Consider the following 19,908-nt stretch of genomic DNA (forward strand, 5'->3'; position numbering starts at 1 on the left):
CGCTCAGCCGGGCAGGAACAGGGCGACCACGTCGTTGTTGAAGCGGCGCCCGAGCGCGGTGGGGACCACGCGCTCGCCGCTGCGCTCCAGCCAGCCGCGGGCCACGGCCTCCTCCAGCGGCGCGGCGATCGCCTCCACCGGCAGTCCGCAGCGGGCCTGGAACGCCGCCAGACTGAAGCCCTCCACCAGCCGCAGCGCGTTGAGCATGAACTCGAACGGCCGTTGTTGCGGTGCAACGTACTCCTCGCCGCCGATCGCCGCCGCACTGCCGGCCGCCGCCTGCCAGGCGGCCGGATGCCTGGCCTTCCAGCGCCGCAAGACCTGCTGCGTCGCGCCCAGGGTGAGTTTGCCGTGCGCGCCGGCGCCGATTCCGAGGTAGTCGCCGTAGCGCCAGTAGTTGAGGTTGTGCGCGCACTGGCGACCGGGCCGCGCGTAGGCCGACACCTCGTACTGGGCGTAGCCGGCGTCGGCCAGGCGCGCCTGGCAGGCCTCCTGCATCTCCCAGGCGTGGTCCTCGTCGGGCAGGTCCTGCGGCGGGCGGGCGGCGAACACGGTGTTGGGCTCGAGGGTGAGCTGGTAGTGCGACAGGTGCGCGGGCCCAAGCGCGATCGCGCGCTCCAGGTCGTGCAGCGCCATCGCCGCCGTCTGCCCGGGCAGCGCGTACATCAGATCGAGGTTGAGGTTGTCGAAGCCGGCGTCCTGCGCCAGCCGCACCGCGGTCTCGGCCTGGGCGGCGTCGTGGATCCGGCCCAGCCGTCGCAGGCAGCCGTCGTCGAAGCTCTGGATGCCGAAGCTGATCCGGTTCACCCCGGCGGCGAGGTAGTCCTCGAAGCGGCCGTGCTCGGCGGTGCCGGGATTGGTCTCCAGGGTCACCTCCAGCCCCGGCGCGAACCGCAGCCGCGCGCTGGCGCCCTGCAGGAAGCGATCGATCTGCGCGGGCGGGAACAGGCTCGGGGTGCCGCCGCCGAAGAACACGCTGTGCACGGTGCGGCCCCAGGCCAGCGGCAGGTCGTGGTCGAGGTCGGCCAGCAGCGCGTCGACGTAGGCCTCGAACGGCAGCGGCCCGCGCGCCTGGTGCGAGTTGAAGTCGCAGTACGGGCACTTGCGCACGCACCAGGGCAGGTGCACGTACAGCGACAGCGGCGGCGGCACCAGTGCCGGGGCGTCGGTGCCGGCGGCGACCGCGCCGGGCGTGCTCATCGCGGGGGCGCGGCCGTCGCCGACAGCCGCTCGACGAGCAGCGCCAGCGCCTGGCCACGGTGGCTGATCCGGTTCTTCAGTTGCAGCGGCATCTCGGCGGCGGTCTGCCCGTGGACGGGATCGAGGAACACCGGATCGTAGCCGTGGCCGCCGCCGCCGCGGCGTTCGCGCAGGATCGTCCCGCGCCACTGGCCCTCGACCACGATCGGATGCGGGTCCTCCGGGTGGCGCAACAGCGCCAGCGCGCAGACGAAACCCGCGCCGCGGTCGGGGTCGGCGACGCCGTCGAGTTCGCGCAGCAGACGGTCGATGTTGCGGTCGGCGTCGCCGTGCCCGCCGCCGTAGCGTGCCGAATACAGGCCGGGTGCGCCATCGAGCGCGTCCACGCACAGCCCCGAATCGTCCGCCAGCGCCGGCAGGCCGGTGGCGCGGCTGGCGTGGCGCGCCTTGAGGATCGCGTTCTCGATGAAGCTCAGGCCGGTCTCTTCGGCGTCCTCGACGCCGAACTCGTCCTGGGCGCGGACCTCGAAACCGCGGCCGGCGAGCAGCGCCCGGAATTCCTCCAGCTTGCCTGCGTTGCCCGAGGCGAGCACGAGCGTCCGTGGCGCCGCGTTCATCGCGCCAGGGCGTCGCGCTGGTGCTGGAGCAAGGTGGCGATCCCGCCCTCGGCCAGGCCCAGCAGCGCGTCGAGCTCGTCGCGGCGGAAGGCATGGCCCTCGGCCGTGCCCTGCAGCTCGATGAAGCCGCCGCCGTCGTTCATCACCACGTTCATGTCCGTGTCGCAGCCGGCGTCCTCGGCATAGTCCAGGTCGAGCACCGGCACCCCGCGCCAGATGCCCACCGACACCGCGGCGACCGCTCCGAACACCGGGTCGCGGGTGATCTCGCCGCGCTTGCGCAGCCAGCGCACCGCGTCCACCAGGGCCACGTAGGCGCCGGTGATCGCGGCGGTGCGGGTGCCGCCGTCGGCCTGCAGCACGTCGCAGTCCAGGGTGATCGTGCGCTCGCCCAGCGCCGAGCGGTCGACACAGGCGCGCAGCGCGCGTCCGATCAGGCGCTGGATCTCCAGGGTGCGACCGCCCTGCTTGCCGCGCGCGGCCTCGCGGTCGCTGCGCGAATGGGTGGCGCGCGGCAGCATCCCGTATTCGGCGGTCACCCAACCTTCGCCCTTGCCGCGCAGGAACGCCGGGACCTTGTTGTCCACGCTGGCGGTGCACAGCACCCGGGTGTCGCCGAAGCACACCAGCACCGATCCCTCGGCGTGGCGGGTGAACCCGCGCTCGATGCGGACCTGGCGCATCTGGTCGGGTGCGCGGCCGCTGGGGCGGGTGATGTTCATGTGCTGCGATTCCGGCAAAAAAACGGGGCGCCAGATTACCATTGCCGCTTCGCCGGAAACGGCCCACGGGGACCGCGATGCCGATCCGAAGCATGACCGCCTACGCGTCCGGGGAACGCAGCACGCCCTGGGGCACGCTCGGCTGCGAGCTGCGCGCGGTGAACCACCGGTTCCTGGAACTGGGCCTGCGCCTGCCCGACGAACTGCGCGCGTTCGAGCCGCTGCTGCGCGAGCGGGTGTCTGCGCGCGTCTCGCGCGGCAAGCTCGACCTGGCCCTGCGCCTGCGCCCGGGGGAAGGCAGCGCCGCCCTGCAGCTGGACGAGGGCCTGGTGGCGCGCCTGGGCGAACTGGCCGGGCGCCTGCGCGGCCACTTCCCGGAGCTGCGCGTGGGGCTGGTGGAACTGCTGCAGTTCCCGGGCGTGCTGCAGTCGCAGGGCGCCGATCCGGCCGCGATGCAGGCCGAGGTGCTGGCGCTGCTGGACACGGTGCTCGACGAGTTCATCGCCGGCCGCGAACGCGAAGGGGCCAGGCTGGTAACGGCGATCCTGGAGCGGGTGGACGGGATCGAGCGCATCGCCGCCGAGGTGCGGACGCTGGTGCCGGATATCCGCGAGGCCCAGCGGACCCGGCTCCGGGCCAGGCTGGCCGAGCTGGCGCAGGGGGCCGACCCGGCGCGGGTGGAGCAGGAGCTGGTGCTGGCACTGCAGAAGCTGGACGTGGACGAGGAGCTCGACCGCCTCGCCAGCCACGTCGACGAGATCCGCCGCGTGTTCACCCAGCGCGAGCCGGTGGGCCGGCGCCTGGATTTCCTGCTCCAGGAGTTCAACCGCGAAGCCAACACCCTGGGGTCGAAGTCGGTGGACGCGCGCACCAGCCGCGCGGCGGTCGAGCTCAAGGTGCTGATCGACCAGATCCGCGAGCAGGTCCAGAACATCGAATGAGCCGGGCCCTGCGCGCGCGCCCGCGGCGGCGGGAACAGGTAGGATGTCCGGCCCGACCACGGCCGGCAGGGTGCCTGCCGTGAGCGGCCAGTCCCCGAACGCCACCAGCCAGGCCTCCATGCGCGGCACCCTGTTCATCGTCGCCGCCCCGTCCGGGGCGGGAAAGTCGAGCATCGTCAACGCGTGCCTGGCGCGCGACCGCAACATCTGCCTGTCGGTCTCGTTCACCTCGCGCCCGCCGCGCCCGGGCGAGCGCGACGGCGAGCACTACCACTTCGTCAGCGCCGAGCGCTTCGAGGCGATGATCGCGGCCGGCGACTTCTTCGAGTACGCCCAGGTCCACGGCGACTGGAAGGGCACCGCGAGGCAGTCGGTCGAGCCGCAGCTGGCCGCCGGCCGCGACGTGCTGCTGGAGATCGACTGGCAGGGCGCGCAGCAGGTCAAGGCCAAGGTGCCCGACGCGGTGGGCGTCTTCATCCTCCCGCCCTCGCGCGCCGCGCTCGAGGAGCGCATGCGCAAGCGCGGGCAGGACAGCGAGGAGACCATCGCCCGGCGCATGGCCAACGCGCGCGAGGAGATGTCGCACCACGGCGAGTTCGACTTCATCATCGTCAACGAGGTGTTCGAGACCGCGGTCGACGAGATGTGCGCGGTCTTCGCCGCCAGCCGCCTGCGCCGCGAACGCCAGCAGCAGCGGCACGCGGCCCTGATCGAGGCGCTGCTGGCGCCGGAATGATCCTGACCGGGCTCGCGGCCGTTCCGCACCGGTTTTTGCGTCGCAAGTGATTGATTTTCATGGGGCATGCTTGCAATCCGGCCGGATCCCGCTACAATGGCCGGTCCCGCATCCTGAATCGACGGCCCGCCGGCCGCCGGGAGTCCCATGGCCCGCATCACCGTTGAAGATTGCCTGAAAGTCGTCGACAACCGCTTCGAGCTCGTCATGATGGCCGCCAAGCGCGCGCGCCAGCTCGCCAACGGCGTCGAGCCGCAGCTCGACAACTCCGAACTGCAGGACAAGCCGACCGTGCTGGCGCTGCGCGAGATCGCCGCGCGCCGCATCGACCAGGACTACATCGACGCGGTCGACAAGGCCGAGCGCGAGCGCAAGGAGCGCGAGGCGCTGGAGTGGGCCGCGGCCGAGGTGGTCGCCGGCGAGGACGACATGAAGGGCGACGACTGAACGGCGCCCGCCGGCGCCATCCAGTCCACCCCCGGAGGCCCCGCCATGGCGGGGCCTTCGCGCGTCCGGGCGCCGCGTCCGCGGCGCGGGCACGCCGCCGCCCGCGCGCGCGGCGCGGCCCTATTCCCCATTCCCGTCCCACGAATTAGGCTCGCAGGATGACTTCCGGTGAGTCCGCGCTGATCCAGCCCGTGTCCACGTCCGACGCCGACGTGCCCGGCTATGTGCTCGAGTTCGAGCGCGCCGCCTCGTACCTGCCCGAGGACCAGCGCGCGCTGCTGCGCCGCGCCTGGGCGGTGGGCGCGGCCGCGCACGCCGGCCAGACCCGCCGCTCCGGCGAGCCCTACATCACCCACCCGGTGGCGGTGGCCAAGGTGCTGGCCGACCAGAAGGTCGACGTCGAGACCCTGGTCGCGGCGATCCTGCACGACACCATCGAGGACACCCCGCTCACCCGCGAGCAGCTCGCCGCGGAGTTCGGCGAGACCGTGGCCGAACTGGTCGACGGCGTCACCAAGCTCGACAAGCTGCACTTCAGCAGCCGCCAGGAGGCGGCAGCCGAGAGCTTCCGCAAGATGATGCTGGCGATGGCGCGCGACCTGCGCGTGATCCTGATCAAGCTCAGCGACCGCTTGCACAACATGCGCACGCTCGGCGCGCAGCCGGCGCCGGCGCGCCAGCGCATCGCGCGCGAGACGCTGGAGATCTACGCCCCCATCGCCCAGCGCCTGGGCATGAACCTGATCAAGGCCGAGCTGCAGGACCGCGGCTTCCACGCCCTGCATCCGCTGCGCCACCTGATCCTCGAGAAGCACATCCGCAGCCAGCCGATGGTGCGGCGCGAGGCGATGGCCAAGATCGAGGCCCAGCTGGCGCAGAGGCTCACCGCCGAGGGACTCGAATACCGGCTGGTGAGCCGGGTCAAGTCGCCGTGGAGCATCTACAACAAGATGCGCAGCGAGGGGAAGACCTTCGCCCAGGTGATGGACGTGTTCGGGTTCCGGATCGTGGTCCAGTCGGTGGGCGACTGCTACCGCGCGCTGGGCGTGGCGCACTCGGTCTACAAGCCGTTGGACGGGCGCTTCCGCGACTTCATCGCGATCCCCAAGGCCAACGGCTACCAGTCGCTGCACACGGTGCTGTTCGGCCCGTACGGCTCGCCGATCGAGGTCCAGATCCGCACCGAGGAGATGGACCTGATCGCCGAGCGAGGGATCGCCGCGCACTGGGCCTACAAGCACGGCATGGCCGCCAGCGGCGCCCAGGCGCGCGCGCATTCGTGGATCGCCAACCTGCTCGAGTCGCAGCGCGCCACCGGCTCGTCGCTGGAATTCCTGGAGAACGTCAAGGTCGACCTGTTCCCGGACGAGGTCTACCTGTTCACGCCCAAGGGCGACATCCTCGCCCTGCCGCGCAACTCCACCGCGCTCGACTTCGCCTACGCGGTGCATACCGACGTGGGCAACACCGCGGTGGCCGCGCGCGTGGACAAGAAGCTGGTGCCACTGCGTACCAAGCTGGTGAGCGGGCAGTCGGTGGAGGTGGTCACCGCGAAGTCGGCGTTCCCCAAGCCGCAGTGGCTGGAAGTGGTGGTCACCGGCAAGGCGCGCACCGCGATCCGCGCCCAGCTCAAGCAGCTCGAGCACGAGGACGCGGTGACCCTCGGCCACCGCATGATCGACCGCGCGCTGGAGGATCTGGGCACCTCGCTCGACCGGATCCCGCAGGCCCGGCTGGACGAGTTCCTCGGCGAACTGCGCTATCCGCGGCTGGAGGAACTGCTGGCCGACATCGCCCTGGGCAACCGCATGCCGGCGCAGGTCGCGCTGGCCCTGGCGCAGAAGGAGCCGGCCGCCGCCGACGCGGCCCCGGGCGCGGCGCCGGTGCAGCGCCGCGGCGAACGGATCCTGATCACCGGCCACGAGCGCGGCGTGATCAGCTTCGCGAACTGCTGCATGCCGATCCCGGGCGACGAGATCATGGGCTACCACACCGCCGGCAAGGGCATCGTGGTGCACCGGATGGACTGTCCCAACGTCGCCGACTACCGCAAGTCGCCCGACCGCTGGGTGGCGATCGGCTGGGACCGCGAGGTGATCGGCGAGTACCCGGTGGGGCTGGTGATCGAGACCGAGAACAAGCCCGGTTCGCTGGCCGAGGTGGCGGCGGCGATCGCCAAGGCCGAATCCAACATCGAGGGCGTGGAATACCTCGAGCGCGACGCCAACGTCGCCGTGATCCGCTTCTCGCTGGGTGTGCGCGACCGCACCCACCTGGCCGACGTGATCCGCCGCACCCGCCGCCTGGGCGTGGTCCACGGCGTGCGCCGCGCGTAGCGGGGCCGGGGCTCGGCCGGCGCGCGACCTATAATCGGACGCATCCACGCACAGGAGACGCGCGATGCCCCGTACCCCGATCCAGACCGAGCGCGCGCCTGCCGCGATCGGCCCCTATTCCCAGGCCACGCGGGCCGGCTCGATGGTGTTCCTGTCCGGACAGATCCCGCTCGATCCGGCCACCGGCGAAGTCGTCCCCGGCGGCATCGAGGAACAGGCGCGGCGCGCGTTCGACAACCTCAAGGCGGTGGCCGAGGCCGCCGGCGGCTCGCTCGCCGACGTGGTGCGCCTGGGCCTGTACCTGACCGACCTGTCGCAGTTCGCCGCGGTCAACGCAGTGATGGCCGGGTATTTCGAGGCGCCGTATCCCGCGCGCTCGACCATCGAGGTGTCCGCACTGCCCAAGGGCGTGCTGTTCGAGGTCGACGCGATCATGGTGACCGGCTGACCGCGCGTCGGGATGGCCAGGCCCGCCCCCGTGCTGGCCGCCGCCGGCGACCGTCCGCTGACCACCCTGCCGGGCGTGGGCCGGGTGATGGCGGAAAAGTTCGCCGCGCGCGGGCTGACCACGGTCCAGGACCTGTGGCTGCACCTGCCGCGCCAGTACGAAGACCGCACCCGCATCACGCCGTTGCCTGAGCTGCAGCCGGGCGTGGCGGCGCAGGTGGAAGGGCGGGTCGAAGCGGTCGAGCGCGGTTTCCGTTACCGGCCGCTGCTGCGGGTGGCGATCGGCGACGGGTCGCGCGCCACCCTGGTGCTGCGCTTCTTCCACTTCCGTTCGCAGCAGGTCAACCAGTTCCGGATCGGCGCGCGGGTGCGCGCCTACGGCACGCCGCGCATCGGGCAACAGGGGCTCGAGATCGTGCATCCCAGCTACCGGGTGCTGGACGAGGGCGAGGCGGGCGAACTCGGCGACGCGCTCGACCCGGTCTATCCCGCGGTCGAGGGCGTGGGGCCGGGCACGCTGCGGCGCCTGGTCGCGCAGGCGCTCGAGCAACTGCCGCCCGCGGAGGAGCTCGAGCTGCTGCCGCCAGGCTGCCTGCCGGACCAACTGCCGTCGCTGCGCGATGCGCTGCTCACCCTGCACCGCCCGCCGCGCGATGCCGACGTCGGTGCGCTGCTCGCCGGACGGCATCCGGCGCAGCGCCGGCTGGCGCTGGAGGAGCTGTTGGCCCACCACCTGAGCCTGCGCCGCCAGCGCATCGCCCTGCAGGCGCACGCGGCGCCGGTGCTGGTCGACGACGGCGGCCGGGTGGACGCGCTGCTGGCCTCGCTGCCGTTCGCGCTCACCGGCGCCCAGAAGCGGGTGTTCGGGGAGATCCGCGCCGACCTGGCCCGGCCCTCGCCGATGCTGCGCCTGGTCCAGGGCGACGTGGGCAGCGGCAAGACCGTGGTCGCGGCGCTGGCCGCGCTGCTGGCGATCGGCAGCGGCCGCCAGGCGGCGCTGATGGCGCCGACCGAACTGCTGGCCGAGCAGCACCTGGCGAACCTGCGCGCCTGGCTCGAGCCGCTGGGCGTGCGCGTGGCGTGGCTGGCCGGCAAGGTCATCGGGCGCGCGCGCAGCCAGGCGCTGGCCGACGTCGCCAGCGGCGCCGCGCAGCTGGTGGTGGGCACCCACGCGTTGATGCAGCAGGGCGTGGTGTTCGCCGACCTGGCGCTGGCGATCATCGACGAACAGCACCGGTTCGGCGTGCACCAGCGCCTGGCACTCCGGGACAAGGGCGCGCAGGGCGGCCGCGTGCCGCACCAGCTGGTGATGACCGCCACCCCGATCCCGCGCACGCTGGCGATGGCGGCCTACGCCGACCTCGACGTCTCGGCGATCGACGAGTTGCCGCCCGGCCGCACTCCGGTGCAGACCGTGGTGCTCGGCGCGTCGCGGCGGCCGGAGCTGATCGAGCGCATCCGCGCCGCCTGCGCGGAAGGGCGCCAGGCGTACTGGGTGTGCACGCTCATCGACGAGAGCGACGAGGTCGTCGCCCAAGCCGCGCAGACCACCTGGGAGCAGCTCACCGCCGCGCTGCCGGAGCTGCGCGTGGGCTTCGTCCACGGACGGATGAAGGCGGCGGAGAAGCAGGCGACGATGCTCGCGTTCAAGCGCGGCGAACTCGACCTGCTCGTCGCCACCACCGTGATCGAGGTGGGCGTGGACGTGCCCAATGCCTCGCTGATGATCATCGAGAACGCCGAGCGCCTCGGCCTGTCGCAGCTGCACCAGCTGCGCGGGCGGGTGGGGCGGGGCAGCGCGGCTTCGAGCTGCGTGCTGCTCTACCAGCCGCCGCTGTCGCAGATGGCCCGGCAGCGGCTGGAGACCATGCGTTCGACCAGCGACGGTTTCGTGATCGCCGAGAAAGACCTGGAACTGCGCGGCCCGGGCGAGCTGCTCGGCACCCGCCAGACCGGCCTGGCCGAGTTCCGGATCGCCGACCTGGCCCGCGATGCCGACCTGCTGCCCGAGGTGCACCGCATCGGCGAGTCGCTGGCGGCACGGGCCCCGGAGGTCGCCGACCGCCTGGTCGACCGCTGGATCGGCGGCGCGGCGCGCTACGCCGCGGCCTGACCCCCGCCGCGCACGCGGCCCGCGCCGGCCGACCCGGGAACGCGCGGACCCGGCCGGACGGGAGCGGCGGAACCGGGCAGGCGTGGGCCCGGGTCCGCGGTGGCGCCCCGCCGGCCGCCGGAACGGGGACAATGGACCGCCCGACGCCGGATTCCGTCCATGTCCGACCCCATCCCCCTGCTGATCGACACCGACCCGGGCGTCGACGACGCCCTCGCCCTGCTGATGGCCTTCGACGATCCCGCCCACCGCGTGGTCGGCCTGACCGTGTCGGCCGGCAATGTCGGCCTGGAGCACACCGTGGCCAATGCGCTGAAGCTGTGCGAAGTGGCCGGTCGCGCGGACGTGCCGGTCTTCGCCGGCTGCGCGGCGCCGCTGCTGCATCCGGCGCCGGACGCGGCCGAGGTCCACGGTCGCGACGGCTTCGGCGACGTCGGCTACGTGCCGGCCGCGCGCGCGGCGCAGGACGAGCACGCGGCGCTCGCGATCCTGCGCCTGTCGCACGAGCATGCCGGGCGCCTGGTGCTGGTCGCGCTGGGTCCGCTGACCAACCTGGCGCTTGCGCTCTCGCTCGACCCCGGCCTGCCGCGGAGGATCGCGCGCCTGGTGGTGATGGGCGGCGCGGTGACCGCGCGCGGCAACGTCACCTCGGCGGCGGAATTCAACATCCACTTCGACCCCGAGGCGGCTCGGATCGTGTTCCGCGCCTTCCCGCGCTTCGACCTGGCCGACTGGGAGGCGACCGTCGCCCACGGGCTGCCGCACGCCGAGGCGGAAGGCTGGCTGGCCGCCGACACCCCGCAGGCGCGCTTCTACGAGGCGATCTCGCGCCGGACCCGGCGCTGGTCCGCCGACCGCCGCGGCGACCGCTGGTACCTGGCCGACCCGCTGGCCATGGCCTGGGCGCTGGAGCCCGAGGGGGCGGCGGAACTGGCCGAGCGCCCGGTCGAGGTCTGCCTGGAGCACGGTCCGGCGCGGGGGGCGACGGTGGTGGACTGGAACCGCCAGCTGGGCGTGCCGGACAACGCCCGGATCCTGCTGCGCTACGACCAGGCCCGGTTCGAGGCGCGGGCCCGGGTGGCGCTGGCGGCCGAGGGCGGCTTGCGGCGCCGGCCCCCGACGGGCTAGACTAGCGCGCTTACCCCGCGAATTTCCGGTGCCCGCCCATGAAGGCCGACATCCATCCCGATTACCGCGAAGTCGTCTTCCAGGACGTGACTTCCGATTTCAAGTTCCTGACCCGTTCCACGCTGGCCGCCTCCGCCAAGGAGACGATCAAATGGGAGGATGGCAACGAGTACCCGCTGATCAAGGTCGAAGTGTCCTCGGCGACGCATCCGTTCTACACCGGCCAGAACAAGATCGTCGACACCAGCGGCCGCATCGACAAGTTCAAGCGCCGCTACGCGAAGTAAGCGCGCGCCCGGCGCGCTGCGCCACACGCGCCGCCGCAGCCACCACGGCCGCCCCAGGGCGGCCGTGGTGCTTTCTGCGACCGTGCCCACCGACCGCGCTGCCCGCGTAGGAGCGGCTTCAGCCGCGACCGGCGTGGCGCAGAACCAGCCGAAGCGCGCGGTCGCGGCTGAAGCCGCTCCTACGGGGGCCGGCCAACGCGCCGCAGGGCCCGCTCAGCCCAGCTTGAGCGACAGGTCGATCGCGCGGACGTGCTTGGTCAGCCCGCCGATGGAAATGAAGTCCACGCCATCGGCGGCGATCGCGGGCAGGCCGTCGAACTCGACGCCACCCGAGACCTCCAGCGGGATCCGCCCGGCGAACGGCGCGCCGCGGGCGATGGCGACCGCCTCGCGCCGCATGCCCGGATCGAAGTCGTCGATCAGCACCCGGTCGCAGCCTTCGGCCAGCGCTTCGCGCAGTTCGTCGAGCGTTTCCACTTCCACCACCAGCGGCAGCTCGGGCCGCGCTGCGCGTGCGGCGCGGATCGCCCCGGCGACCGAGCCGAACGCGCGCACGTGGTTCTCCTTGAGCATCACCGCGTCGAACAGGCCGATCCGGTGGTTGTGGCCGCCGCCCACGCGCACCGCGTACTTCTGCGCGTGGCGCAGGCCGGGCAGGGTCTTGCGGGTGTCGAGGATGCGCGTGCCGGTGCCGCGCACGGTCTCCACGTGCGCCGCGGTGGCGGTGGCGGTGCCGCTCAGGGTCTGCATGAAATTGAGCGAGGTGCGTTCGGCGGTCACCAGCGCGCGCGCGCGCCCGTGCAGGACGGCGAGCACGGTCCCGGCCTCCACGCGCTGGCCTTCGGCCACCTGCCAGTCGATCCGCACCTGCGGGTCGAGCGCGCGATGGCAGGCGTCGAACCAGGGCCGGCCGCAGACCACGGCGGGTTCCTTGCACAGCAGCCGGGCACGCCCGGCGCGGTCGGGGAGCAGGGCGGCGGTGGCGTCGCCGTCGCCGATGTCCTCGGCCAGCGCGCGCGCCACGTCGGCCTCGACGATGGCCGGGTCGGGCGGGGCGAAGGCGGGAATCGTGGTTCCGGACATGATCGGGGCGGACGCCCGCGGGCGCGCCGCGCGCCTGCGGCAGTGGCGCGCTCAGCCGCGCGGGAAGTCGGGAACCTGCCCGGTGGCGATGCCTTCCTCGGCCAGCAGCACCGGGATGCCGTCGTCGATCCGGTACACCAGGCGGCGGTCGCGGGTGACCAGCGCCTCGCGCAGCGGCTCGGCCTGCGGGCTGCCGTCCACGCGTTGCAGGGTGCCGGCCGCCACCGCCGCGTTGAGCGCGGCCAGCCCGGTGGCGTCGAGCAGGGCCAGCGGTTGCCGGGTCGCGGGGCAGACGAGGAGGTCGAGCAGCTTGCGGTCCATGGCGGGAAGCGGCGTGGGCGAACCGCTAGAATACGTCTTTAGGCACGGGAGCAGCCATGTCCGTCAATCCTGCCAGCCCGCTGGTCGGCGTCGTCATGGGGTCGCGGTCCGACTGGGGCACCATGCAGCACGCGGTGCAGAAGCTCGAGGCGCTCGGCATCGCGCATGAGGTGCGGGTGGTGTCGGCGCACCGCACGCCCGACGTGCTGTTCGACTACGCGGCCACCGCGCAACAACGCGGGCTGCGCGCGATCATCGCCGGCGCCGGCGGCGCCGCGCACCTGCCGGGCATGCTCGCGGCCAAGACCGCGGTGCCGGTGCTCGGCGTGCCGGTGCAGAGCCGCGCGCTCAACGGCCTGGATTCGCTGCTGTCGATCGTGCAGATGCCGGGCGGGATCCCGGTCGCGACCTTCGCCATCGGCCAGGCCGGCGCCGTCAACGCGGCCCTGTTCGCCGCCGCGATGCTCGCCGCCGACCACCCCGCGATCGCCGACGCGCTCGCCTCCTTCCGCCAGCGGCAGACCGACGAGGTGGCCGGCAACGACGACCCGCGCCGGTGACCGCGGCCATGGACACGGTCGGGATCCTCGGCGGAGGGCAGCTGGCGCGCATGCTCGCCCTGGCCGCCGCGCCGCTCGGGCTGCGGGTGCTGGTGATGGACACCGTGGCCGACGCCTGCGCCGGGCAGTGCGCGCCGCTGCTGGTGGGCGACTACCGCGACGAGGCGGCGCTGGCCGAGTTCGCTGCGAAGGCCGGCGTGGCCACCTTCGACTTCGAGAACGTTCCCGCCGCCAGCGCCCAGTGGCTGGCGCGGCGCATCCCGGTGTACCCGGGGCCGGGCGCGCTCGCCGTGGCCCAGGACCGCCTGGCCGAGAAGACCCTGTTCCGCGAGCTCGGCATCCCGGTGCCGGACTTCGTCGACGTGCCCACGCGCGAAGCGCTCGAGGCGGCGGTGGCGCGCATCGGCACGCCCTGCATCCTCAAGACCCGGCGCCTGGGCTACGACGGCAAGGGCCAGTTCCGGATCCGCTCGACGGCCGACGTCGGTGCGGCGTGGGCCGCGCTCGGCGCGCAGGCGGCCGAGGTGGGCCTGATCCTGGAAGCCTTCGTGCCGTTCGAGCGCGAACTGAGCGTGGTCGCGGTGCGCGGCCGCGACGGCGATTTCCGCACCTGGCCGCTGACCGAGAACTGGCACGTCGACGGCGTGCTCTCCGCCAGCCTGGCGCCGGCGCGCTGCGAGCCCGCGATCGAGGCGCAGGCGCACGCGCATGCGCGTGCCCTGGCCGAGCGCCTGGACTACACCGGCGTGTTCGCGCTGGAGCTGTTCTGCCGCGACGGCGTGCTGCTGGCCAACGAGCTCGCCCCGCGCGTGCACAACTCCGGCCACTGGACGATCGAGGGCGCCGAGACCTCGCAGTTCGAGAACCACCTGCGCGCGGTGCTGGGGCTGCCGCTTGGCGCCACCCGGATGATCGGCCATGCCTGCATGCTCAACTGGATCGGCGCGATGCCCGATCCGGCGCCGGTGCTGCGCGAGCCCGGCGGCCACTGGCACGACTACGGCAAGCAGGCGCGCGACGGGCGCAAGGTCGGCCACGCCACGCTGCGTGCGGACACGCCGCAGGCGCTGCAGGCCGCGCTCGAGCGCGTGGGCACGGCGCTGGAGCGGCAGGCCCAGGTGGCGCCGGTCATCGAGCGCCTCGCCGGCTAGCCCGGTCCGGCCCCCGCGCGCGAGGCCTCGCGCGCCCGGTCCAGCCGCGCCTCCACCACCTGCCAGTCCACCAGCGCCCAGAATCCGGCCAGGTAGCGCGCCAGGGCGTCGTCGCCCTCGGGCATGGCGTGCGGCCACAGGCAGCAGGCCAGCAGCGGCGTATCGCCGCCGGTCAGCGGCGTGGCCGAGGCGGGCGTGGCCAGGATCGCGAGCCGGCCGTCGCGGCGCTGTGCCAGCCACAGCCAGCCGGGTCCGGACAGGCGCCCGGCCGCCTCGGCGAACCGCTCGCGCATCCGCGCCGGGTCGCCGAAGGCCTGCTGGATGGCCGCGGCGAGGGCACCGCCGGGCTCCCCGGGCTCGTCGCCGCGCGCCGGACCCAGGGCGGCCCAGTGGAACTCCTCCGCCCAGGCCTGGGCCGCGTGCGCGGCGAGCGCGCCGCGCGCCTCCACCGCCAGGCGGGCCAGGTCGGGCGCCGCGTCGTCGTCGCCGGCGTCCCGCAGCGCGTCGAGGGCGTCCAGCGTCCGCTGCTGCGCCTGGCGGTGGCGTTCCACCTGCTCCGGCGCCAGGTGCGGCACGAACGCGGCGGGCGCGCAGGGCAACGGACGGGGCTCGATCGGCATGGCGGCGGCGTGGTCGGGCGGGGAGAGGCAATACAATACGCAACCCCGAATTCTTCCGGTGCGTGTCCGGCGCCCGGTACTGGAGAGACCCATGGCCGTCCTGGACCGCATCAGGGCCGAAGTCGAGACGCATCCGCTGGTGCTGTTCATGAAGGGCACCCCGGAACATCCGATGTGCGGGTATTCCAGTCGCGCGGTGGAAGTGCTCAAGGCGGCCGGTGCCCGCGACCTGCGCACGATCAACGTGCTCGCCGACCCGGAGATCCGGGCCAACCTGCCGCGCTTCTCGAACTGGCCCACGTTCCCGCAGTTGTTCATCCATGGCGAGCTGATCGGCGGCTGCGAGATCACCCTGGAACTGCACGAGAGCGGCGAGCTGGCGCGGATGATCGCGGAAGTGCAGAAGACGTGAGCGCCCCCGGGACGCCCGCGGGCGGCCGGCGCCTGGCCGGTCGCGTGGTGCTGGTGACCGGCGCCTACGGCGGCTACGGCCGGGCGCTCGCGGTCGACTGTGCCCGCGCCGGCGCGCGCCTGGTGCTGCTGGGCCGCAACGCGCGCAAGCTCGAACGCGCGGCCGACGCGGTCGAGCAGGCCGGGGGCGAGGCCCTGCTGTATCCGCTCGACTTGGAAGGCGCGACCCCGGACGACTACGCCGAGCTCGCCGCGCGCGTGGGCGAAGGCGCGGGCCGGCTCGACGCGCTGGTGCACTGCGCCGCCCATTTCCCCGGCCTGACCCCGCTCGAGCACAGCGACCCGGCGGCCTTCGCGCGTGCCCTGCACGTGGGCCTGACCGCGCGCTGGTGGCTGACCCAGGCCTGCCTGCCGCTGCTGCGCGATTCGGGCGCGGGGCGGGTGGTGTTCGCGGTGGATCCGGGGCCGCGCGCGTTCCCGGCCTACTGGGGCGGCTACGGCGTGGCCCAGCGCGGACTGGAGGCGCTGGTGGAGACGCTGGCCGCCGAGCAGCCGGGCCTGGCGGTGCACGCGCTGCACCTGCCGCCGCTGCGCACGCCGTTGCGCGCGCGCGCCTACGCCGCCGACGAGGACCGCCTGGCGCGCGATCCGGCCGGCTTCACCGGCCCCTGCCTGGACCTGCTGGCCGGTGGCGGGGAGGGCGCATGACGATCCTCTCGGCCGCGCTGCTGCTGTTCCTGATCCTCGACCCGCTGGGCAACATCCCGGTGTTCCTGAGCCTGTTGCGGCGCCTGGAGCCGGCGCGGCAGCGGGTGGTGCTGGCGCGCGAACTGCTGATCGCGCTGGTGGTGCTGATGCTGTTCCTGTGGGCCGGCAAGTACGCGCTGGAGGTGATGCACCTGCGCCAGGAATCGGTGTCGATCGCCGGCGGCATCGTCCTGTTCCTGATCGGCATCCGCATGATCTTCCCCCCGCCGGAGGGCCTGATGGGCGAGATCCCCGGCGGCGAGCCGTTCATCGTGCCGCTGGCGATCCCGCTGGTGGCGGGCCCCTCGGGCATGGCCGCGGTGGTGCTGATGGGCAGCCGCGAGCCCGAACGCCTGGGCGAATGGAGCCTGGCCCTGTTCATGGCCTGGGCGGCCACCGCCGCGATCCTGTTCTGCGCGCCGTGGCTGTACCGGCTGCTGGGCGCGCGCGTGCTCAGCGCGATCGAACGGCTGATGGGCATGCTGCTGGTCGCGATCTCGGTCCAGATGCTGCTTGACGGCGTGAGCGGTTACATCGCCCAAAGCATGGCGGCCTGAATGTGGCGACCGGGCGACAAGGACTTGCCGGAACTATCTCGATCGCTTGTCAATTTCCAGCGCTGTCAATGACTTCCATTGGGCGGCCAGTGTCTTTTGCGTGTCATCTGCAACCGATATCGTGTTAACCTGATGTTAACCCACGGCCACGTCGCCCAGCGCGGCCGCATTCCCATGGCGCACCACCGGCCACACGTTCCACCGGTCCATCCGGTATCCCACGACCACCCATCGAGGCTCCCCACATGACCAGTCGCAACTGCCTTCGACTCTCGAAACTGTCGATCGGCCTGATCGCCGCGCTCGCCGCGGCGCCCGTCTTCGCCCAGAGCACGTCGGCGGGCGTCGGCGGCGTCGTCACCGACGGCAGCGGGCAGCCGGTGGCCGGCGCCGAAGTCGTGATCACGCACGTGGAGTCGGGCACGGTGAGCCGCGCCGTGACCGATGCCAGCGGCCGCTACAACGCGCGCGGCCTGCGCGTGGGCGGTCCCTACGAGATCACCGTCAGCGCCCCGGGCGCGGGCACGCGGACCGAAGACAACGTCTACCTCGCCCTGAACCAGGTGGGCGCGGTCAACATGCAGCTGGTCGACGACACGACCACCCTGGCTGCGGTCGCGGTCACCGCCTCGCGCCTGCTCGACACCTTCAACCCCGACAACAAGGGCGTCGGCACTTCGGTCGGCGGCCGCCAGCTCGAGATCATGCCGCAGGCGAGCCGCTCGGTGGACGACGTCGCGCGCCTGGACCCGCGCATCACCGTGATCGACCAGGCCGGCGGCGCGATCTCGGTGGCCGGCCTGAACAACCGCTACAACGACATCTCGGTCGACGGCCTGTCCCAGGGCGACCCGTTCGGCCTGAACTCCAACGGCATGCCGTACACGGGCAGCCCGATCTCGGTCGACACGATCGAGGCATACGACCTGAAGATCTCCGATTACGACGTCACCTCCGACACCATCGGCGCGCGGATCAACGCGGTCACCAAGTCGGGCACCAACGAGTTCCACGGCTCGGTGTACTACGCCTACAAGGACGCCGGCAGCATGGTCGGCAAGGTCGACGGCGAGGAGTACGACCGGTTCGGGACCGACGAGACCCGCGGCGTGACCCTCGGCGGCCCGATCGTCAAGGACCGCCTGTTCTTCTTCGCCTCCTACGAGGAGCAGACGATCTCCGACTTCGGCGGGACCGGCTCGGCCGACGGCGTGGCCAACGGCTACGTGACCCTGGACGAGGTCAACCGCACGATCGACATCGCCACCCGCCTGGGCATGCAGCCGGGCAGCTACGGCGTGGCCGCCAGCAACGACCTGGAGAACAAGCGCTACCTGGCCAAGATCGACTGGAACATCAACGACAACCACCGCGCCAGCCTGACGTACCAGCAGACGGAGGAATTCCGCATCTCGCCGTACGACGAGGGCGCGCGCAACGTGCTGCTGTCGAGCCACTACTACAACATCGACAACATCACCAAGAACACGTCGCTGCAGCTGTTCAGCGACTGGAGCACGAACTTCTCGACCGAGTTCAAGCTCAGCCACCAGACCTTCGACCAGGTCAACGGCAACGAAGTCGACAACCCCGAGGTGATCGTCAGGACGCCGGGCGGGACGATCTACATCGGCGAGGACGACAACCGCCACGAGAACCAGATCAACACCGAGCGCGTGGCCGCCAGCCTGGTCGGCACCTACTACGCCGGCGACCACGCGATCAAGGGCGGCGTCGACTACCTCCGCCACGACGTGTTCAACCTCTACGGCAAGACGCTGCACGGCGAATACCGCTTCAACAGCCTCGACGACTTCGAGGCCGGCAACTACTCCAACTACATCGTGCGGCGCCCGGTGGACGGCTACACCGAGGCCGACCTGGCGGCGGCGCTGGTCTACACCCAGATCAGCCCGTTCATCCAGGACACCTGGCAGGTCAACGACCAGCTCTCGCTGACCTACGGCGTGCGGGTCAACATCCCCAGCGCCGACAGGGCGCCGCCGCGCACCCCGGGCTTCGAGGAGGCGTTCGGCTACCGCAACGACTACAAGCTCGGCTCGGACAACCGCGTGATCATGCCGCGCGTCTCGTTCAACTACATGTTCGACAGCGAGCGCTTCTCGCAGCTGCGCGGCGGCGCCGGCGTGTTCCAGAGCGTGCCGCCGTTCGTGTGGCTGGCCAACCCCTACCAGAACAACGGCGTGACCGCGCTGCAGTACCGCTCGCAGGATCCGGCGAGCGCGCCGTTCAGCCCCGACCCGTACAACCAGCCGATCCCGAGCGGCGCCTCGACCGAACTGCCGGCCTACCAGGTCGACACGATCGATCCCGACTTCAAGCTGCCCACGGCCTGGAAGTTCACCCTGGGCTACGACGCGGAGCTGCCGTGGATGGGGCTGGTCGGCTCGATCGACCTGGTCGACATCCGCGCCAAGGACGCGGTCTTCTACCAGGCGATCAACATCGGCCAGCCGCAGGGCCAGCTGCGGGATGGCCGCCTGAACTTCCGCTGCCTGCCCGCCGACGGCTGGTTCGGCAGCGCGTTCGACTCGACCCAGTTCAGCGGCAACAACTGCGGCCGCAACGAAGCCTTCGACTGGCGGTCGACCAAGCTCGGCAACACCGACAAGGGCCGTTCCACCGCGATCACCTTCTCGCTGACCAAGCCGATGTCCAACGGCTGGTACGGCAGCCTGAGCTACACCTTCACCGACGCCAAGGAAGTGGCGTCCGACGGCAGCTCGCAGGCCTGGTCCAGCTACCAGTACGTATCGCGGGTCAATCCGAACCAGGAGGTCCTCACCACCGCCGGCCGTGCCATCCGCAACTCGATCAAGGCCACCCTGGGCTGGGAGCGCGCGTTCTTCGGCGACTACAAGACCAGCGTCACGGCGTACTACAACGGCCGCAACGGGTTGCCGTACACCTGGCTGATCGACGGCGACCTCAACGGCGACAGCATCGACCAGGATCCGGCCTACGTCCCGCTGGTCGACGACCCGATCGTGAGCTACGGCAACGCCACGCCCGAGCAGATCGCGGCGTTCCACGAGTTCATCGACGCCAACCCGTACCTGGCCGCGCGCCGCGGCTCGATCGTCGAGCGAAACGGGGCGCGCTACCCGTGGGTGCACCAGCTCGACGTCGGCTTCCAGCAGGAACTGCCGGGCTTCTTCAAGGACCACAAGACGATCGTGCGTCTGGACATCTACAACGTCCTGAACATGATCGACAAGGACTGGGGCGAGACCTGGGGCGGCACCTTCTCCGACAACACCCGCGACCTCGCGGCGCTGGCGGGGGTGAACCCGGACGGCACCTACGTCTACGACCTCGGCTCGGCCGACAGCCCGACCTGGGATCCGCTGTCCCGGTATGACTCCAGCGCGACCCATCCCTCGCGCGTGGTTTCGCGCTGGTCGGCGATGCTGACGGTCCGCTACCAGTTCTGATCCGGAGCGGAGGCTTGGAGGAAACGGCC

At 72.1% G+C, this 19,908-nt stretch carries 20 protein-coding genes; 14 read left to right on the forward strand and 6 right to left on the reverse strand.

What is annotated here, in order from left to right; translation table 11 throughout:
* Positions 1–3: 3 nt before the first annotated feature.
* From hemW to rph, 3 genes are read right to left on the reverse strand one after another with little or no spacing between them, the layout of a single operon-like run.
* Entirely contained in the window at positions 4–1,200 is a 1,197-nt protein-coding gene (gene hemW, locus FQY79_RS07930; RefSeq protein ID WP_146312369.1) for a radical SAM family heme chaperone HemW, read from the reverse strand.
* The gene (gene rdgB / locus FQY79_RS07935) at positions 1,197–1,817 is read right to left on the reverse strand and encodes an RdgB/HAM1 family non-canonical purine NTP pyrophosphatase (protein ID WP_146312370.1); all 621 of its coding nucleotides are present in this window, start codon (positions 1,815–1,817) and stop codon (positions 1,197–1,199) included. Before rdgB ends, hemW begins: the two co-directional genes overlap by 4 nt.
* Positions 1,814–2,539: a ribonuclease PH gene (rph, locus tag FQY79_RS07940; protein WP_146312371.1), complete on the reverse strand. Its 726-nt coding sequence runs from the start codon at positions 2,537–2,539 to the stop codon at positions 1,814–1,816. Before rph ends, rdgB begins: the two co-directional genes overlap by 4 nt.
* Positions 2,540–2,631: 92 nt before the next feature.
* Here rph and FQY79_RS07945 point away from each other — a divergent pair, with 92 nt between their 5' ends.
* The 8 genes from FQY79_RS07945 (at position 2,632) to FQY79_RS07980 (ending at position 10,974) form a co-directional block, all read left to right on the forward strand.
* A complete protein-coding gene (locus FQY79_RS07945) occupies positions 2,632–3,480 on the forward strand; it encodes a YicC/YloC family endoribonuclease (RefSeq protein WP_146312372.1) in 849 nt (282 codons plus the stop codon).
* Positions 3,481–3,598: 118 nt separating this feature from the next.
* Entirely contained in the window at positions 3,599–4,216 is a 618-nt protein-coding gene (gmk, locus tag FQY79_RS07950) for a guanylate kinase (protein WP_146312535.1), read from the forward strand.
* Between the two features lie 147 nt (positions 4,217–4,363).
* Positions 4,364–4,663, forward strand: a complete 300-nt coding sequence (gene rpoZ, locus FQY79_RS07955) for a DNA-directed RNA polymerase subunit omega (RefSeq protein ID WP_146312373.1) — start codon at positions 4,364–4,366, stop codon at positions 4,661–4,663.
* 158 nt (positions 4,664–4,821) lie between these two features.
* The gene (locus FQY79_RS07960) at positions 4,822–6,999 is read left to right on the forward strand and encodes a RelA/SpoT family protein (protein WP_146312374.1); all 2,178 of its coding nucleotides are present in this window, start codon (positions 4,822–4,824) and stop codon (positions 6,997–6,999) included.
* A gap of 64 nt (positions 7,000–7,063) precedes the next feature.
* Positions 7,064–7,447, forward strand: coding sequence for a RidA family protein (locus FQY79_RS07965; RefSeq protein WP_146312375.1), 384 nt, complete (start codon positions 7,064–7,066; stop codon positions 7,445–7,447).
* 12 nt (positions 7,448–7,459) lie between these two features.
* Positions 7,460–9,559: an ATP-dependent DNA helicase RecG gene (recG, locus tag FQY79_RS07970; protein ID WP_146312376.1), complete on the forward strand. Its 2,100-nt coding sequence runs from the start codon at positions 7,460–7,462 to the stop codon at positions 9,557–9,559.
* A 159-nt stretch (positions 9,560–9,718) separates the two neighbouring features.
* Positions 9,719–10,687, forward strand: coding sequence for a nucleoside hydrolase (locus FQY79_RS07975; protein WP_146312377.1), 969 nt, complete (start codon positions 9,719–9,721; stop codon positions 10,685–10,687).
* A gap of 38 nt (positions 10,688–10,725) precedes the next feature.
* Positions 10,726–10,974, forward strand: a complete 249-nt coding sequence (locus FQY79_RS07980; protein WP_146312378.1) for a type B 50S ribosomal protein L31 — start codon at positions 10,726–10,728, stop codon at positions 10,972–10,974.
* 213 nt (positions 10,975–11,187) lie between these two features.
* Here the strand turns inward: FQY79_RS07980 and nadC are convergent, their stop codons facing one another.
* Both nadC and FQY79_RS07990 read right to left on the reverse strand, forming a co-directional pair.
* Positions 11,188–12,057 carry a carboxylating nicotinate-nucleotide diphosphorylase gene (gene nadC, locus FQY79_RS07985; protein ID WP_146312379.1) on the reverse strand — a complete coding sequence of 290 codons (870 nt, stop codon included), beginning with the start codon at positions 12,055–12,057 and terminating at the stop codon, positions 11,188–11,190.
* A 51-nt stretch (positions 12,058–12,108) separates the two neighbouring features.
* Entirely contained in the window at positions 12,109–12,378 is a 270-nt protein-coding gene (locus FQY79_RS07990; RefSeq protein WP_146312380.1) for a Trm112 family protein, read from the reverse strand.
* A gap of 56 nt (positions 12,379–12,434) precedes the next feature.
* Here FQY79_RS07990 and purE point away from each other — a divergent pair, with 56 nt between their 5' ends.
* Together purE and FQY79_RS08000 are read left to right on the forward strand one after the other, a co-directional pair.
* A complete protein-coding gene (gene purE / locus FQY79_RS07995) occupies positions 12,435–12,938 on the forward strand; it encodes a 5-(carboxyamino)imidazole ribonucleotide mutase (protein WP_146312381.1) in 504 nt (167 codons plus the stop codon).
* An 8-nt stretch (positions 12,939–12,946) separates the two neighbouring features.
* Complete coding sequence (locus FQY79_RS08000; protein WP_146312382.1) at positions 12,947–14,089, forward strand: 5-(carboxyamino)imidazole ribonucleotide synthase; 1,143 nt, start codon at positions 12,947–12,949, stop codon at positions 14,087–14,089.
* Here the strand turns inward: FQY79_RS08000 and FQY79_RS08005 are convergent.
* The gene (locus FQY79_RS08005) at positions 14,086–14,709 is read right to left on the reverse strand and encodes a superoxide dismutase (protein ID WP_186759860.1); all 624 of its coding nucleotides are present in this window, start codon (positions 14,707–14,709) and stop codon (positions 14,086–14,088) included. The genes FQY79_RS08000 and FQY79_RS08005 overlap by 4 nt on opposite strands.
* 91 nt (positions 14,710–14,800) lie before the next feature.
* On the opposite strand from FQY79_RS08005, the gene grxD reads away from it, so the two are divergent.
* The 4 genes from grxD (at position 14,801) to FQY79_RS08025 (ending at position 19,879) form a co-directional block, all read left to right on the forward strand.
* Entirely contained in the window at positions 14,801–15,121 is a 321-nt protein-coding gene (grxD, locus tag FQY79_RS08010; protein ID WP_146312384.1) for a Grx4 family monothiol glutaredoxin, read from the forward strand.
* On the forward strand, positions 15,118–15,828 hold the full coding sequence (locus FQY79_RS08015) for an SDR family NAD(P)-dependent oxidoreductase (RefSeq protein ID WP_246123041.1): 711 nt from the start codon (positions 15,118–15,120) through the stop codon (positions 15,826–15,828). Before grxD ends, FQY79_RS08015 begins: the two co-directional genes overlap by 4 nt.
* Positions 15,825–16,424, forward strand: a complete 600-nt coding sequence (locus FQY79_RS08020; protein ID WP_146312385.1) for a YhgN family NAAT transporter — start codon at positions 15,825–15,827, stop codon at positions 16,422–16,424. Before FQY79_RS08015 ends, FQY79_RS08020 begins: the two co-directional genes overlap by 4 nt.
* Before the next feature lie 245 nt (positions 16,425–16,669).
* Positions 16,670–19,879 (forward strand): TonB-dependent receptor, encoded by a 3,210-nt coding sequence (locus FQY79_RS08025; protein ID WP_146312386.1) that lies wholly within the window; start codon positions 16,670–16,672, stop codon positions 19,877–19,879.
* Positions 19,880–19,908 lie beyond the last annotated feature (29 nt).

The organism is Luteimonas wenzhouensis, assembly GCF_007859305.1.
Classification (GTDB): domain Bacteria; phylum Pseudomonadota; class Gammaproteobacteria; order Xanthomonadales; family Xanthomonadaceae; genus Luteimonas; species Luteimonas wenzhouensis.

Bases quoted from the DNA above. Each gene is read 5' to 3' on its own strand.
- FQY79_RS07965 (WP_146312375.1), top strand. From the start codon at position 7,064: ATGCCCCGTACCCCGATCCAGACCGAGCGCGCGCCTGCCGCGATCGGC.
- FQY79_RS08005 (WP_186759860.1), bottom strand. From the start codon at position 14,709: ATGCCGATCGAGCCCCGTCCGTTGCCCTGCGCGCCCGCCGCGTTCGTG.
- rph (WP_146312371.1), bottom strand. From the start codon at position 2,539: ATGAACATCACCCGCCCCAGCGGCCGCGCACCCGACCAGATGCGCCAG.
- nadC (WP_146312379.1), bottom strand. From the start codon at position 12,057: ATGTCCGGAACCACGATTCCCGCCTTCGCCCCGCCCGACCCGGCCATC.
- FQY79_RS07945 (WP_146312372.1), top strand. From the start codon at position 2,632: ATGACCGCCTACGCGTCCGGGGAACGCAGCACGCCCTGGGGCACGCTC.
- FQY79_RS07975 (WP_146312377.1), top strand. From the start codon at position 9,719: ATGTCCGACCCCATCCCCCTGCTGATCGACACCGACCCGGGCGTCGAC.
- rpoZ (WP_146312373.1), top strand. From the start codon at position 4,364: ATGGCCCGCATCACCGTTGAAGATTGCCTGAAAGTCGTCGACAACCGC.
- purE (WP_146312381.1), top strand. From the start codon at position 12,435: ATGTCCGTCAATCCTGCCAGCCCGCTGGTCGGCGTCGTCATGGGGTCG.
- FQY79_RS08020 (WP_146312385.1), top strand. From the start codon at position 15,825: ATGACGATCCTCTCGGCCGCGCTGCTGCTGTTCCTGATCCTCGACCCG.
- FQY79_RS07990 (WP_146312380.1), bottom strand. From the start codon at position 12,378: ATGGACCGCAAGCTGCTCGACCTCCTCGTCTGCCCCGCGACCCGGCAA.
- FQY79_RS08025 (WP_146312386.1), top strand. From the start codon at position 16,670: ATGACCAGTCGCAACTGCCTTCGACTCTCGAAACTGTCGATCGGCCTG.
- FQY79_RS07960 (WP_146312374.1), top strand. From the start codon at position 4,822: ATGACTTCCGGTGAGTCCGCGCTGATCCAGCCCGTGTCCACGTCCGAC.
- FQY79_RS07980 (WP_146312378.1), top strand. From the start codon at position 10,726: ATGAAGGCCGACATCCATCCCGATTACCGCGAAGTCGTCTTCCAGGAC.
- grxD (WP_146312384.1), top strand. From the start codon at position 14,801: ATGGCCGTCCTGGACCGCATCAGGGCCGAAGTCGAGACGCATCCGCTG.
- gmk (WP_146312535.1), top strand. From the start codon at position 3,599: ATGCGCGGCACCCTGTTCATCGTCGCCGCCCCGTCCGGGGCGGGAAAG.
- recG (WP_146312376.1), top strand. From the start codon at position 7,460: ATGGCCAGGCCCGCCCCCGTGCTGGCCGCCGCCGGCGACCGTCCGCTG.
- rdgB (WP_146312370.1), bottom strand. From the start codon at position 1,817: ATGAACGCGGCGCCACGGACGCTCGTGCTCGCCTCGGGCAACGCAGGC.
- FQY79_RS08000 (WP_146312382.1), top strand. From the start codon at position 12,947: ATGGACACGGTCGGGATCCTCGGCGGAGGGCAGCTGGCGCGCATGCTC.
- hemW (WP_146312369.1), bottom strand. From the start codon at position 1,200: ATGAGCACGCCCGGCGCGGTCGCCGCCGGCACCGACGCCCCGGCACTG.